Here is a 14,419-nt window from a genome sequence, read left to right on the forward strand (position 1 = left end):
ATATTTAACCTTCAAAAGTTTCAGGTTTAAAGTTTTCTTAACAAGAATTTATAACAACAAACAATTATCAAATGACCATAAATTGCAAAGGCAAACTCATAGATTTATCTACCCCAAAAGTGATGGGAATTTTAAACCTTACACCTGATTCTTTTTTTGATGGCGGACAATATAAAAGTGAAAAAAGCATTACAGAACAAGTAGCTCTCATGCTAGAAGAAGGCGCTACTTTTATTGATATTGGAGCTTACAGCTCAAGGCCTAATGCTGATTTTGTTTCTGAAGCTGATGAGCTTAAACGTTTATTGCCTGTAATTACTTTGCTCACTAAAACATTTCCCGATATATGTATATCTATAGATACTTTTAGAAGTGAAGTAGCCAAACAAGCTATTCACGCAGGTGCTGCAATAATTAATGATATTTCAGCAGGACAACTTGATAACAAAATGCTTGAAACCGTTGCAAAACTGCAAGTGCCGTATATTATGATGCATATGCGCGGAACTCCTAAAACCATGCAACAACTAACCTCATACAACAATCTTACAAAAGATATTTTGTTTTATTTTTCAGAGAAAATTACAGAAGCAAAGGCCCTTGGCATTATAGATATTATTGTAGATCCTGGTTTTGGATTTGCAAAAACACGCGAACAAAACTTTGAACTCTTAAACAATTTAGAGCTTTTTAAACATATTGAAAAACCCTTACTTGCTGGTGTTTCAAGAAAATCTATGATATATAAAACTCTAAATATTACACCTAAAGAAGCACTAAATGGAACCACGGTAATTAACACTATGGCATTGCAAAAAGGCGCTTCTATCTTAAGAGTACATGATGTAAAAGAAGCTATGGAATGCGTAAAATTATTTTCTGAATTACCTACAGACTCTTTTTAATTTTTTTAAATTTACCAAAAAGCCATCCAATTGGAAATCTTTGACGACCTATTAAAATTTACCATTATAGACATTATAGATGTTGTTCTTGTAGCACTACTACTCTACTATGTATACAAGTTAGTAAAAGGTACTGTTGCTATAAACATCTTTATAGGTATTGTAATTATTTACTTTATCTATGTTATCACAGAAGCTTTACAAATGAAAATGTTAAGCAAAATTCTAGGTGGTTTTATGAGTGTTGGGCTTATTGCGTTAATTGTTGTTTTTCAGCAAGAAATAAGAAAGTTTCTTCTTATGATTGGCTCTACAAATTTTAGTAAACGTGGGAAGTTTTTTAAGCAACTTAAGTTTTTAAAAAATGAAACTAACACAGAGACTGACGTTGAAGCCATTGTAAACGCTTGCAATAAAATGAGCGTAACAAAAACAGGAGCACTTATTGTTTTAGAGCGCAATAACAACCTAGATTTCCTGACCAACACAGGTGACGAAATGAATATTAAAGTCACACAACCTATCATTGAAAGCATTTTTTTTAAAAACAGTCCGCTACATGATGGTGCTATCATTATTGCTGATAACATCGTAAAAGCAACGCGTGTAATTTTACCTGTAAACAATGAAAAAAACCTTCCTAACAGATTTGGTTTACGCCATAGAGCTGCTGTAGGAATATGTGAAAAGACTGATGCTTTAGCTATTGCTGTGAGCGAAGAAACCGGACAAATATCTTACTTTAAAGACGGTGAGTTTATTATGTTTAAAGACACTCATGAGCTTGTTGACTTAATAAAACAAGATTTAGGTTAAATAATGAAACCATAAAAATGACTTGTAAAAATTGCAAAAACGCTCTGCACAACAATGATGATTACTGCAATAAGTGTGGTGCAAAAGTTATACGAAACCGACTAACTCTAAACAACCTATTTGTTGACGTTACCCAACAATATTTTAATGTTGACAATAAATTTTTCAAAACATTTACTAGTCTTTTTTCAAAACCAGAAATAGTTATAGACAACTATATAAGCGGCACAAGAAAAAAGTATGTTAACGTTGTTAGTTACTTTGCCATAGCGCTAACAATTGCTGGTTTTCAAATGTTTATTTTAAATAAGTTTTTCCCAGAATTATTAAACATGGATTTTCTTGACCAAGAAGGCATGGAAGGTTTTCAGCAAAAAAACATGGATTTTAGCAAAGACTATCAGGGGCTTATTTTTATGCTTGCTGTTCCTATTTATGCTTTAATTTCTAAAGTTGTTTTCTTTAATCATAAAAAATACAACTATACCGAGCATTTGGTAATTAACATGTACACTTCAGCGCATTTTTCTATTATAAGTTCTTTATTTATTATAATAACATCACTGTTTGGTATTCACTTTTCAATAACAAGTAGTATTGTTATTATATTTCAAGTTCTATTTACAGCTTACTGCTTTAAGCGTTTATATCAAATTAAAACAAGTGAAATTGCACTAAAAACCTTTTTATTTATCCTTATTTTAATTTTTATAATGTTTGTAGTTACAATCGTTATGGGAGCATTCATGTACTTAAACGGAGATTTACAAAAAATGATTGAAGCAAAAAAATCTGCAAAAGAAGCCTCTCAATTATCAAGCCAGTTCTTCCTTTTTTAAGAATTGCACTTCATATAGGTTTTTGTAATAACCACTCTGTTTAGCAAGTAACTCTTCGTGTGTGCCTTGTTCTACAATTTTACCTGCATCCATAACAATAATAGTATCTGCTTTTTTTATTGTTGCTAGCCTATGTGCTATTATTATTGATGTTCGGTTTTGAGTGATCTTATCTGTAGCTGTTTGTATTAATTGTTCTGAATGTGAGTCTATAGACGATGTTGCCTCATCTAAAACTAGTATACTAGGATTTGTAACGTAAGCCCTTAAAAATGAAATTAACTGACGCTGACCAGAAGATAACATAACACCACGTTCTTTTACATTATATTGATATCCATTAGGCAAGCTCATTATAAACTCGTGTATACCAATATCTTTTGCTGCCTGTTCAACTTGGCTTTGAGTAATATTAGTATCGTTTAAGGTTATGTTGTTTAGTATGGTATCAGCAAATAGAAAAACATCTTGAAGAACAACAGCTATTTGCTTTCTTAAAGATTGTAATGTAAGTGTCTTTATATCTATACCATCAACTTTTATAACACCACTATTTATATCGTAAAATCTATTTAATAAATTAATGATGGTTGATTTTCCTGCTCCTGTAGCTCCAACTATTGCAACGGTTTGACCAGCTTTAACATTAAGCGATATACCTTTTAATACTTCTTCATTATCTACATAACTAAAATGCACTTTTTCAAAAGCTATATCTCCTTTAAAATTAGTAGCTTCTTCTGTTCCTGAATTATCAATTTGAGATGTTGTATCAAGCACTTTAAAAACACGATTGGCCGCAACCATTCCCATCTGAAACGTATTAAACTTATCTGCTATTTGACGTAATGGTCTGAACAACATTGGAATCATCATAATAAATGCTGTTAAATCTCCTAAAGAAGCTGTATTATTCATTACAGCATTAAGTCCGCCATACCAAGCAATCAACCCTATAGTTATAGAAGAAGACAATTCTGCTATTGGAAAGAAAATTGAGTTATACCAAACTGTTTTTAGCCAACCTTTTTTATGGCGTTCATTTATTTCTTTAAACTTTTTGTACTCGGTATCTTCCCTAGTAAATAACTGTAAGATTTTCATTCCAGTTAAACGCTCTTGAACAAATGAATTTAAGTTTGAAACTTCAGTACGTACTTCTTCAAAAGCGCGTTTCATATACTTTTGAAATAAGCGTGTTGCATACAATACCAAAGGAAGCATTAAAAACACTATAAAGCTTAATTTCCAATTCATATAAACCATTACAGATGACACTACTAACATGGTAAGTAGGTCTCTAAAAATCATAAATAATCCTTCGCCAAAAATATCTGCAATACGCTCCATATCTGTAACTGCCCTAGTAATTAAAACACCTACAGAAGAATTATCATAGTACTTCATTTTGAAACCAAGAATATGGTTAAAAAGCTTCACTCTTACATCTTTTACAACACTTTGACCTAGCCATCCAGCATAATAAATGAATAGCAGTTGACAAACTGTTTGAAAAAGCAAAAGCACCAACATAGCAATAATATAATACAGAAAATCCTGCTCCTTTTGTTGGGCTATATTCTGATCTATTGCTTGCTGGGTGATATAAGGAATTGCCGCTGTAAAAATTGCTAATAAAATAACAGCAATAAGCACACCAAAAAACACACCTTTATAAGGTTTTATATAAACTGTTAATCGTTTAAATAAATTAACATCAAGTACCTGTTCTTTCTTTTTACTCATAATATTTTCTATACAAATAGAAACGTTTTAAAAAAATTACTCTTGAAACATGATCGAATCTGGATATTCAATTTTTATCAAATACAGCGCATGTCCTGGAACAGAATATCCGGCTTCACTCCTATTTTTAGACTTTATAATCTCATGTAAGTCAGCAACTTTAATTTTACCTAAACCTATATTAATCATTGTTCCTACAATAGCTCTTACCATGTTTCTCAAAAAACGATCAGCTTTTACTGTAAATTGTAATTCTCCATCAACATATTGCCATTGCGCTTTCATAATCTCACAATTATACGTTTTTACATCGGTATTGCTTTTAGAAAAACATTGAAAATCTTTATACTCAAATAAAATATTTGATGCTTCATTCATCTTATCAACATCCGGCATCATTTTCATATAGTACGTTTGATTAAAATTAAAAACATCTTTTTCTAACGAAATTCTATAAACATACTCTCTACTTAAGGCATCAAATCTTGCATGAGCCTCTGGCTGTACCTTAAAAATATCTTGTATTGCAATATCGTTTGGCAAAAATGAATTCATCTTAAACACAAGCTGTTCTTCTGAAAACTCTTGCTCTGTATCAAAATGTGCAAACATTTGAGAAGCATGTACTCCGGCATCTGTACGTCCGGCACCTACTATAGCTATTGGTTGCTGAAGTAACGTAGATAACGCTTTTTCTAAAACCTCTTGTACTGAAATTGCGTTAGGCTGATTTTGCCAACCATGATACGCTTTTCCGTTATACGAAAGCTTAATAAAATATCTCAAATTGAATTGCTACTTTTGTTTCTGAAGCTACAAAGATAGAATTTTATCTCTCTTTAATTTTTAAATAAAACGCTAATAAAAACTTAAGATTTCTGTATTTATTATAATGAAAAAAATTCTCCTACTTTCAGATACCCATAGTTACATTGATGATGTCATTTTAAAACATGTAAAACACGCTGATGAAGTATGGCACGCAGGAGATATTGGAGATCTAAAAGTCACTGATGCCATAAAAGCTTTAAAACCGCTACGCGCCGTATATGGCAATATAGATGACGATAAGGCCAGACAAGAGTTTCCTGAACACAATCGGTTTACTTGTGAAGGTGTTGATGTTTGGATAACACACATTGGTGGTTATCCTCCCAAATATAATATTCGTGTTAAAGAAGCTATTACAAAAAACCCACCAAAACTTTTTATTTCTGGTCACTCTCATATTTTGAAAGTGATGCCTGATAAAAAACTAAATTTATTACATATGAATCCTGGTGCTGTTGGAAAACACGGATTTCATAAAGTGCGAACCATGCTACGGTTTATTGTAGATAATGGAACTATTAAAGATTTAGAAGTTATTGAATTTAAAAAATAAAAAAGCCCAAGATCTTCACCTTGGGCTCACGCACTAATACTACTAAGATGATAGGTTTATCGTAATCGATCTACAGATTTTACAAGATCTTCATCCTTTTTAATGGCTTTATTGGCCAAGGCCAATAACACGATAGAAACAATAGGAAGAAAAATCCCAATACCTTTCTCAGAAACGTTTGTTTCTCCAGATAAATTTAGAGATTGATACACAAATAATCCTAGTAAAATAAAGTTTAATATGATGTTAAGACGCCCCAAAACAAATTGAGACTTCCTATTTTTAAACATAAATACAGAAATTAAAGATAGTATTGCTGATGCTAAAAACATAGCAAAATATACCACATGATCTTTAGCAAAAACCATAACATCATCATTTGTTGTCCATAAATGAAATACAAAAGTTAATCCTGCAGACACTATTACAGATAATAACAAGTATATGGTTTGTACTCTTTGAAGCATTAATTTTCTTTAATTATGGCACAAAAATAATAGTTTCTTTTTAAAAAATACGTGAAATTATTAAAATAAATGTTGTATAATTGCAGTAACAATCACCAACTATCAGAGTTGTAAGTTGTTAATTCTTCAGAATAAAATCATTTTTTTCAGAAAAATTCTAATTTAATATTTAACTCAAATATTCACAATTCAACATCAATGTTTGAAATCACGCAATTAAAAGAAATGAAGCTTCCTGAATTACAGGAAATAGCTAAAAAACTGAACGTTTCTAAATACCGTTCGTTAAAAAAATTAGATCTTGTTTATCAAATATTAGATCATCAAGCTGCAAACCCTAAAGCAGTAAAAGAAGTTGCTAAACAAGATGACAACAAACAAGAACAGGAAAAGGAAAAACCTAAAAGAGCTCCAAGACAACGCGTACAAAAACCTGCTGCAAAAAAAGCACCTCAAACAAATAAAGAGAATAAGCCGCAACAAGAAAAAAGCGACGATAAACCTCAAAACGACAACAAGTCTCAAGCTGCAAACCACGAAGCTAAAACGCAAAACAAACCAGCAGCTAAAGACAACAACACAGCTTCTACCAAAAAAGAAGACACTCCACAAAACACAAACAATAAGCCTCAAAGAAAAGACAATAACCGCTCTAACAAAAGAGACAACAACAATAACAACAACAGCAACAAAGGAAACAACGGTAACAAAGACAATAGAAACCGTTATCGTGAGCCTGATTTTGAATTTGATGCTATTATAGAGAGCGAAGGTGTTTTAGACATCATGCAAGATGGATACGGATTTTTAAGATCTTCAGATTATAACTATCTATCTTCACCTGACGACATATATGTATCACAATCACAAATAAGATTATTTGGTCTTAAAAAAGGTGATACCGTTTTAGGTAACGTACGCCCACCAAAAGAAGGCGAAAAATACTTCCCGCTTATCAAAGTAAATAAAATAAACGGCCAAGATCCTAATGTAGTGCGTGACCGTGTTTCATTTGAGCATTTAACACCTCTTTTTCCTCAAGAAAAATTTAATATTGCTGAAAGACAAAGTACTATTTCTACTCGAATTATGGACTTATTTTCTCCTATAGGAAAAGGCCAGCGTGGTATGATTGTTTCACAACCTAAAACAGGTAAAACAATGCTACTTAAAGACGTTGCTAACGCTATTGCTGCAAATCATCCTGAAGTATATCAAATGATTTTGTTAATAGACGAACGTCCTGAAGAAGTAACAGATATGCAACGTAATGTACGTGGTGAAGTTATTGCTTCTACTTTTGATAAAGAAGCTCACGAACACGTTAAAATAGCCGATATTGTATTAGAAAAAGCGAAACGTCTAGTTGAGTGCGGTCATGATGTTGTAATACTTCTTGACTCTATTACGCGTTTAGCTAGAGCATATAACACTGTACAACCTGCTTCAGGTAAAATTTTAAGTGGTGGTGTTGATGCTAATGCTTTACACAGACCTAAACGCTTTTTTGGTGCAGCAAGAAACATTGAAAACGGAGGTTCATTAACCATTATAGCTACAGCACTTACAGAAACTGGCTCTAAAATGGACGAAGTTATTTTTGAAGAATTTAAAGGAACAGGTAACATGGAGCTACAGTTAGATAGAAAAATATCTAACCGTCGTATTTTCCCTGCCATAGACCTTACTTCATCAAGCACTCGTCGTGATGATATTTTACTTGACGACAACACAATTCAGCGTATGTGGGTAATGCGAAAGTACCTTGCAGATATGAACCCTGTTGAAGCTATGGAATTCATTAACGAACGTTTTAAACAAACAAGAAACAACGAAGAGTTCCTGATCTCTATGAACGGATAATAAAAAATCTAAAAAAAAGATTAAACTAATGCTTTCAAGAATTCATTTTTTTGAAAGCATTTTTTTTTAAAATTCATTAAATTTATAGCTTTAAAATCCATTTTTTATAACACATATTATAATGCCAAACTCTCAAAAAAAAATCTTGTTAATTGAAGATGATATTAAAGTTTGCTCCTTTATAAACAAAGGACTTTCTGAAAAAGGATTTGAGGTTACTATTGCTCTTAATGGCGAACATGGATTAAATTGGGCTTTAGGCAATAAGTTTAACATTAATATTCTTGATATAATGCTTCCTGACATGAATGGTATTGAAATTTGCAAAAAAAAATCAGAGCTAAAAACCAGCAAGTTCCCATTTTATTTTAACCGCTTTAGGAAGTGTAGAAAATATAGCTCTAGGTTTAGACAATGGCGCAGAAGACTATCTTGTTAAACCTTTTAAATTTGAGGAGCTTACAGCTAGAATAAATAGCCTTATAAGACGCTCTGAAGATTACAAACACAAAACAGAAGAAAACCTTTATACGTTTTTAGGCGTAGAAGTTAATGACACAAAAAAAACCGCTACAAGAAGTGGTATTGAGCTCTCTCTTACGCTTACAGAATATAAACTACTACTTCTTTTTCTAAATAATAAAGAGCGAGTACTTTCTAGAAACACCATTCTAGAACATGTTTGGGGTATAAACTTTAATTTAGCGACTAACGTAGTTGACGTTTACATATACTATTTGAGAAAAAAATAACCCAACAAGAATAATTCAAACCATAATAGGCATGGGTTATGTATTAAAAGAAGCTGATGAGGACGCAAACTAAAATCATTCTATTTCTATCCTCAATATTTTTGTTGTTTACATTAATGTTTAGTGGTTTTATATATTATTCTATTTCAAATTACTCATATGACGACTTTTACAAAAGACTAGAAATTAGATCTATTACAACCGCTACAATAAAACTAGAAAACCTTGATGATACAAGAACTGTAAAAGAAATTAGACAAGAGTATTTAGAGCAACTTCCTTATGAAAAAATAAACATCAATCATTATCATAAACTTTAATAGTAAAAACTCGTATGCTGCACATGCGGCTCCATTAATATTAGAAATCATTTGTTTGTTGTCTGTTGGATTTTACGGTCACCTATTTTACAAAGAAACACTCTCCGAGACTGAAATAATGGTTGCATTAATGCTACTAGCTATGGGATTACAAAACGGTTTAACAGCTAGTATTTCTAACTTCTCTGTAAAAACCACTCACCTTACAGGGCTTACAACTGATGTTGGTATACTAACAGCTATGTTCACTAAAAAAAATATAGAAACAATAAAAGCTTACGAGGAAAATTTAATGTGTTTTTAGCTATTGCCTTTTCATATTTAACAGGCGGTATTTTAGCTGGAGTAATTTATTTCAAAACAAAGTTTTTAGTCTTCTTTGCTGTAAGTGGAGTTATTTGTTTTATCATTTTATATGAATATTACAAACTAAAACTAGCCAAATTAATTCGCATAAAGAGACAAAAAAAAGCCTTGATTTAAACCAAGGCTTTTACTACAAACAAAACTAAATTTATAATAAAAAAAAAGCTTCTCATAATGAGAAGCTTCATTATTATATTATTTTAATATCTTAAAGCGTAGCTATGTGAGAAGCTAAACCAGATTTAATATTCGCTGCTTTATTAGCATGAATAATATTCTTTTTTGCTAACTTATCAATCATAGAAAACACAGAAGGCATTAACGCTTCAGCTTCTTTCTTAGAACTTAAATCACGTAATTTCTTTATAGCATTACGCGTAGTTTTGTGCTGATACTTATTTCTTAAGCGTTTAGCTTCGTTGCTTCTGATTCTTTTTAATGCTGACTTATGATTTGCCATTTTATTACTAATATTTTTTATTGAAAAAAATTGTAGCCCGTAGGGGAATCGAACCCCTCTTACCAGGATGAAAACCTGGCGTCCTAGCCGATAGACGAACGGGCCATTAAGGTTATTTCATTATTTAATGAACTGTGCAATTCGTGATTGCGGATGCAAATATACAACTCTTTTTGAATGCTACAACACTTATTTGATTTTTTTTCAAAAAAAATTTATTTAATACGCTTTTGCGAATAAAACTCTTCCTTTTGAAGGTGTTCCAGTATACACACAAACACCTGATTCTTCTTTATTTACAAAAGGCACACATCTAATAGTGGCTTTTGTAAGTTCTTTTATTTTATTTTCAGTTTCTGGAGTTCCATCCCAATGCGCCGAGATAAATCCTGTTTTATTTTCTAAAACATCTTTAAACTCTTCAAAGGAATTCACTTCAGTAATGTGAGAATCTCTAAAGTCTAATGCTTTTTTAAACAACGATTCTTGAATCTCTGTCATTAACCCTTCTACCTTATCAGTTAAGCCGTCTAATGATACTACTTCTTTTGTTAACGTATCACGTCTTGCTAATTCAACAGTTCCGTTTTCTAAATCTCTTGCTCCTATTGCAATGCGTAATGGCACTCCTTGTAGTTCATGCTGAGCAAATTTAGCTCCTGGGCGCAATGTATCTCTACTGTCGTATTTAACCGTTATATGTTTACTACGTAAATCTTTAACAATTCCGTTTACAACCTCTGTAATAGCATCTAATTGCTCTTCATTCTTATATATAGGAACAATTACAACTTGGTTTGGTGCCAAGTTAGGTGGTAATACCAATCCGTTATCATCACTATGTGTCATAATAAGCGCTCCCATTAATCTCGTAGATACACCCCAAGAAGTTGCCCAAACATAATCTTGTTTACCTTCTTTATTAGCATATTTAACATCAAAAGCTTTTGCGAAGTTCTGACCAAGGAAATGCGACGTTCCGGCTTGCAATGCTTTACCATCTTGCATTAACGCTTCAATACAAAATGTCTCAACAGCTCCTGCAAAACGCTCACTTTCTGTTTTTACACCTTGGATTACCGGAATTGCCATAAAGTTTTCAGCAAAAGTTGCGTAAACTTCATTCATTTGCTTCGCTTCTGCAATAGCCTCTGCCTCTGTTTCGTGAGCTGTATGACCTTCTTGCCATAAAAACTCTGCTGTACGTAAAAATAAGCGCGTACGCATTTCCCAACGTACTACGTTGGCCCATTGGTTTACTAAAATTGGTAAATCTCTGTATGATTGAATCCAATTTTTGTAAGTATTCCAAATAATCGCTTCACTAGTTGGTCTTACTACAAGCTCTTCTTCAAGTTTTGCTTCTGGATCAACACGCAGTTTTCCTGGTTTATCTGGATCATTCTGTAATCTATAATGGGTAACTACTGCGCATTCTTTAGCAAACCCTTCGGCATTTTTCTCTTCAGCTTCAAATAAACTTTTTGGTACAAATAAGGGGAAATAAGCATTTTGATGTCCTGTTTCTTTAAACATTCTATCTAATTCTGCTTGCATTTTTTCCCAAATTGCATAGCCATATGGTTTTATAACCATACAACCTCTTACTGCTGAATTTTCTGCTAAATCTGCTTTAACAACCAATTCATTATACCATTTAGAATAGTCTTCTGATCTACTAGTTAATTTTTTGCTCATATACAGGGTTTTGGCACAAATATTGTGACTATGTTAAATATAGAAAATAGTTCGGCAAAACTAACTATTTTTGTTATGTTCAACAATAAAAAACTATGAGATATGCAATTTAATAACTACATATTAAGAAAAATTCCTCTATTAACGCTCTTTAGTCTATCTATTGTTTTGACATCTTGTGGTTCCTATCAGTATGCTGGTCAAGACAATGATGGTATTTATAATTCAGACAGCAACACTGTTGAATACGAACGTGAAGTTACTCAAACCTCAAATAACGGTGGTTTTTACGAAAATTATTTTAAAGAGAAATCATTAGAATATGAAATGCCTGAAGAAGAAGGAGACGTTTTTACTGATGTAGACTCTTATGAAGGAAATTATGCTACTGAAAATTCTAACGAATCTGAATACACAACAGGCTATGCTGGTTGGGGAAACAACACAGAAGATGTAACTGTAAATGTATACAATTCTGGGTTCAATAATTTTGGTTGGTATAATCCTTACAGAGCCGGTTTTGGTTGGGGATATTCTCCTTACTGGAATATTGGCTGGGATTATTATGGTTACTCACCTTTTTTCTACGGCGGTTATTATGACGCTTACTATCCTTACCACTGGTATGGCTACGGATACGGTTACCATAACTATAATTATTATGCTCCTTATGCTTACTCAAGAAGAGGTATTGTTTATCAACCCGGAAGACGTGGTAACTTATATTCACGAGGCACTATAGCTCGTCAATACGACACTAATACTCGAAACACAAGAACTGTAAGACGTAGTTCTATATTAAATAACACAAGAAGAACATATAACAATTCCACACGTGTAAGATCATCAAATAATACGTCTCGCAGCATAAGAACTACTCCTAGAACAAGATCTAATACAAACAGTGTAAGAACTCGTACAACAACTCCTAGAGTAAGAACAAGAACTACAACTCCTCAAGTTAGAACTAGGTCTTCAGCACCAAGAAGAAGCAGCACAATAAACTCTGCACCTTCTAGAACAAGATCTTCTGGTTCTATGAGCCGTGGTGGAAGAAGAGGAGGAAGATAGACATCAAAATAAAATTAAGAAACCTACGAATCATTATGAAGAAATTATTATTCATTGCAGGCGTACTTTGTGCGCCTATCGTTTTTGCACAAGACATATCAGACGCTTTAAGGTACTCTCAAGACAACATTCAAGGATCTGCTAGATATAGAGCTTTAAGCGGTGCTTTTGGAGCTTTAGGTGGTGATGTAAGTGCCATGAGTATCAATCCAGCTGGTTCAGCTATATTTAACACAAGCCACATTTCATTAACACTTTCATATGCTAATTTAAAAAACAAGACAAGCTATTTTAACGGACTAGACAACTCATCTAGCTCTGTTATAGATTTAAACCAAACAGGAGCTGTTTTTGTGTTTGACAACAGAAACCCAAATGCTGTAATGAAAAAATTTACACTTGGCGTTGCTTATGACAAGCTTAAGGATTATGATGATGATTGGTTTGCTAATGGTGTTAACACAAATAATTCTATTGACAGTTATTTTTTAGGCTATGCAAACGGATTAAGGCTAGATGAAATCTCTGCTCTTCCAGGAGAAAGCTACTCTGATGCTTATGCTGAAATTGGAAGCCTATATGGTTACAGTAACCAACAAGCTTATTTAGGCTATGAATCTTACATATTAGAGCCTGCTTCAGGTAATAATGATAATACTGTTTATGGCTCAAACATAGGCAATGGTGATTATTACCATGAATACTCATATGCTGCTACAGGATATAACGGAAAGTTTACAATAAATACAGCAACGCAAATTGGAGATAAGTTTTATTTAGGAGTTAACCTAAATTCTCATTTTATAAACTATGAGCGCTTTACCAATTTATATGAAACCAATGCCAATTCAGGTACCGTTAGCCAAGTAAATTTTGGTAACAATCTTATCACCACAGGTTCTGGTTTTTCATTTCAAATAGGAGGTATCATGAAAGTAACTGAAGGCTTAAGAGCTGGCTTAACTTACAACTCTCCTACTTGGTATAGTATTGATGAAGAAGGTTCTCAATATATATCAACTATAAGAGATGATTCAGGGTCTAATGTTAGCCAAATCATTAATCCACAGACAATAAATATTTTCCCAAATTACAAACTTACAAACCCGGGTAAATTTACTGGTAGTTTAGCTTATATTTTTGGGAACCATGGCCTTATTAGTTTTGACTATTCTATAAAAGACTACAGCAACACAAAGTTTAGACCTAAATCTGACGAGTATTTTTCTAGACAAAATGCTATTATTCAAAATAGCTTAACAACAGCTTCAACTTACAAAATTGGTGGCGAATACAGATTTAGACAGTTGAGTTTTAGAGCTGGTTATCGTTTTGAAGAAAGCCCGTATAAAAACGAAACAAACATTGGTGAACTTAAAGGTTACTCTTTGGGGTTAGGTTATAGCTTTGGAAGCTTGGTTAAACTAGACCTTACTTTTGACCAATTCCAAAGAGAAGACGCTAACAGTCTTTATAGTGTTGGACTAACCGATGCTGCTTTTGTAGACAATAAAACATCAAACGTATCATTATCTTTAAGCTTTAATTTATAGTCTAAAACTAATTAACTATGTAATAGCTATAATTAATGAAAACTCACTTTAAAAGGCTCTAAAAGTAATTTTAGAGCCTTTTTACTTTTACAAAATACCCTTTACCTCTATTCACTAAACACAAACCAGTCATTTAGTAACAAACCTTATCAACTCATTTTATACGCATTTAAATAGCA

At 32.5% G+C, this 14,419-nt stretch carries 16 protein-coding genes and 1 tRNA gene; 11 read left to right on the plus strand and 6 right to left on the minus strand.

What is annotated here, in order from left to right; genetic code table 11:
* Positions 1 to 71 precede the first annotated feature (71 nt).
* Genes folP through ACN5J3_RS11000 form a run of 3 tightly spaced genes read left to right on the plus strand, consistent with a single transcriptional unit; the run spans position 72 to position 2,560 of the window.
* Positions 72 to 905, plus strand: a complete 834-nt coding sequence (gene folP, locus ACN5J3_RS10990) for a dihydropteroate synthase (RefSeq protein WP_418511778.1) — start codon at positions 72 to 74, stop codon at positions 903 to 905.
* 30 nt (positions 906 to 935) lie between these two features.
* Entirely contained in the window at positions 936 to 1,721 is a 786-nt protein-coding gene (gene cdaA, locus ACN5J3_RS10995) for a diadenylate cyclase CdaA (protein ID WP_344728513.1), read from the plus strand.
* Between the two features lie 17 nt (positions 1,722 to 1,738).
* A complete protein-coding gene (locus ACN5J3_RS11000) occupies positions 1,739 to 2,560 on the plus strand; it encodes a DUF3667 domain-containing protein (protein WP_418511779.1) in 822 nt (273 codons plus the stop codon).
* On the opposite strand, the gene ACN5J3_RS11005 is transcribed toward ACN5J3_RS11000, so the two are convergent.
* Both ACN5J3_RS11005 and truA read right to left on the minus strand, forming a co-directional pair.
* Positions 2,537 to 4,306: an ABC transporter ATP-binding protein gene (locus ACN5J3_RS11005; protein ID WP_418511780.1), complete on the minus strand. Its 1,770-nt coding sequence runs from the start codon at positions 4,304 to 4,306 to the stop codon at positions 2,537 to 2,539. The two genes, ACN5J3_RS11000 and ACN5J3_RS11005, sit on opposite strands and share 24 nt — an antisense overlap.
* A gap of 36 nt (positions 4,307 to 4,342) precedes the next feature.
* The gene (gene truA / locus ACN5J3_RS11010) at positions 4,343 to 5,092 is read right to left on the minus strand and encodes a tRNA pseudouridine(38-40) synthase TruA (RefSeq protein WP_418511781.1); all 750 of its coding nucleotides are present in this window, start codon (positions 5,090 to 5,092) and stop codon (positions 4,343 to 4,345) included.
* A 106-nt stretch (positions 5,093 to 5,198) separates the two neighbouring features.
* Here truA and ACN5J3_RS11015 point away from each other — a divergent pair, with 106 nt between their 5' ends.
* Positions 5,199 to 5,690, plus strand: a complete 492-nt coding sequence (locus tag ACN5J3_RS11015) for a metallophosphoesterase family protein (RefSeq protein ID WP_417289806.1) — start codon at positions 5,199 to 5,201, stop codon at positions 5,688 to 5,690.
* A 56-nt stretch (positions 5,691 to 5,746) separates the two neighbouring features.
* Here the strand turns inward: ACN5J3_RS11015 and ACN5J3_RS11020 are convergent, their stop codons facing one another.
* Positions 5,747 to 6,157 (minus strand): DUF4293 domain-containing protein, encoded by a 411-nt coding sequence (locus ACN5J3_RS11020; RefSeq protein ID WP_417289808.1) that lies wholly within the window; start codon positions 6,155 to 6,157, stop codon positions 5,747 to 5,749.
* 198 nt (positions 6,158 to 6,355) lie between these two features.
* Between ACN5J3_RS11020 and rho the strand changes: the two genes are divergently transcribed.
* The 5 genes from rho (at position 6,356) to ACN5J3_RS11045 (ending at position 9,396) form a co-directional block, all read left to right on the plus strand.
* Positions 6,356 to 8,020, plus strand: coding sequence for a transcription termination factor Rho (gene rho, locus ACN5J3_RS11025; protein WP_418511782.1), 1,665 nt, complete (start codon positions 6,356 to 6,358; stop codon positions 8,018 to 8,020).
* 121 nt (positions 8,021 to 8,141) lie between these two features.
* Positions 8,142 to 8,459 (plus strand): response regulator, encoded by a 318-nt coding sequence (locus ACN5J3_RS11030; protein WP_418511783.1) that lies wholly within the window; start codon positions 8,142 to 8,144, stop codon positions 8,457 to 8,459.
* Positions 8,460 to 8,604: 145 nt separating this feature from the next.
* On the plus strand, positions 8,605 to 8,772 hold the full coding sequence (locus ACN5J3_RS11035) for a winged helix-turn-helix domain-containing protein (RefSeq protein WP_417289906.1): 168 nt from the start codon (positions 8,605 to 8,607) through the stop codon (positions 8,770 to 8,772).
* Positions 8,773 to 8,828: 56 nt separating this feature from the next.
* Positions 8,829 to 9,092, plus strand: coding sequence for a hypothetical protein (locus ACN5J3_RS11040; protein ID WP_418511785.1), 264 nt, complete (start codon positions 8,829 to 8,831; stop codon positions 9,090 to 9,092).
* 58 nt (positions 9,093 to 9,150) lie between these two features.
* Complete coding sequence (locus tag ACN5J3_RS11045; protein ID WP_418511786.1) at positions 9,151 to 9,396, plus strand: DUF1275 family protein; 246 nt, start codon at positions 9,151 to 9,153, stop codon at positions 9,394 to 9,396.
* Positions 9,397 to 9,666: 270 nt separating this feature from the next.
* Here ACN5J3_RS11045 and rpsT read toward each other — a convergent pair whose 3' ends face one another.
* The 3 genes from rpsT to proS form a co-directional block, all read right to left on the minus strand.
* A complete protein-coding gene (gene rpsT, locus ACN5J3_RS11050; protein WP_417289814.1) occupies positions 9,667 to 9,918 on the minus strand; it encodes a 30S ribosomal protein S20 in 252 nt (83 codons plus the stop codon).
* A gap of 33 nt (positions 9,919 to 9,951) precedes the next feature.
* Positions 9,952 to 10,023, minus strand: a tRNA-Glu gene (locus ACN5J3_RS11055).
* A gap of 114 nt (positions 10,024 to 10,137) precedes the next feature.
* Entirely contained in the window at positions 10,138 to 11,616 is a 1,479-nt protein-coding gene (gene proS / locus ACN5J3_RS11060; protein ID WP_418511787.1) for a proline--tRNA ligase, read from the minus strand.
* Positions 11,617 to 11,718: 102 nt separating this feature from the next.
* Here proS and ACN5J3_RS11065 point away from each other — a divergent pair, with 102 nt between their 5' ends.
* Complete coding sequence (locus ACN5J3_RS11065; protein WP_418511788.1) at positions 11,719 to 12,687, plus strand: hypothetical protein; 969 nt, start codon at positions 11,719 to 11,721, stop codon at positions 12,685 to 12,687.
* A 35-nt stretch (positions 12,688 to 12,722) separates the two neighbouring features.
* Complete coding sequence (locus ACN5J3_RS11070; RefSeq protein WP_418511789.1) at positions 12,723 to 14,240, plus strand: OmpP1/FadL family transporter; 1,518 nt, start codon at positions 12,723 to 12,725, stop codon at positions 14,238 to 14,240.
* Positions 14,241 to 14,419 lie beyond the last annotated feature (179 nt).

This window comes from Corallibacter sp. (assembly GCF_048381695.1).
Taxonomy (GTDB): Bacteria; Bacteroidota; Bacteroidia; order Flavobacteriales; family Flavobacteriaceae; genus Corallibacter; species Corallibacter vietnamensis.

Coding starts and splice junctions, on each gene's coding strand:
- folP (WP_418511778.1), top strand. CDS start 72: ATGACCATAAATTGCAAAGGCAAACTCATAGATTTATCTACCCCAAAA.
- ACN5J3_RS11000 (WP_418511779.1), top strand. CDS start 1,739: ATGACTTGTAAAAATTGCAAAAACGCTCTGCACAACAATGATGATTAC.
- ACN5J3_RS11005 (WP_418511780.1), bottom strand. CDS start 4,306: ATGAGTAAAAAGAAAGAACAGGTACTTGATGTTAATTTATTTAAACGA.
- ACN5J3_RS11015 (WP_417289806.1), top strand. CDS start 5,199: ATGAAAAAAATTCTCCTACTTTCAGATACCCATAGTTACATTGATGAT.
- ACN5J3_RS11020 (WP_417289808.1), bottom strand. CDS start 6,157: ATGCTTCAAAGAGTACAAACCATATACTTGTTATTATCTGTAATAGTG.
- rho (WP_418511782.1), top strand. CDS start 6,356: ATGTTTGAAATCACGCAATTAAAAGAAATGAAGCTTCCTGAATTACAG.
- ACN5J3_RS11030 (WP_418511783.1), top strand. CDS start 8,142: ATGCCAAACTCTCAAAAAAAAATCTTGTTAATTGAAGATGATATTAAA.
- ACN5J3_RS11040 (WP_418511785.1), top strand. CDS start 8,829: ATGAGGACGCAAACTAAAATCATTCTATTTCTATCCTCAATATTTTTG.
- rpsT (WP_417289814.1), bottom strand. CDS start 9,918: ATGGCAAATCATAAGTCAGCATTAAAAAGAATCAGAAGCAACGAAGCT.
- proS (WP_418511787.1), bottom strand. CDS start 11,616: ATGAGCAAAAAATTAACTAGTAGATCAGAAGACTATTCTAAATGGTAT.
- ACN5J3_RS11065 (WP_418511788.1), top strand. CDS start 11,719: ATGCAATTTAATAACTACATATTAAGAAAAATTCCTCTATTAACGCTC.
- ACN5J3_RS11070 (WP_418511789.1), top strand. CDS start 12,723: ATGAAGAAATTATTATTCATTGCAGGCGTACTTTGTGCGCCTATCGTT.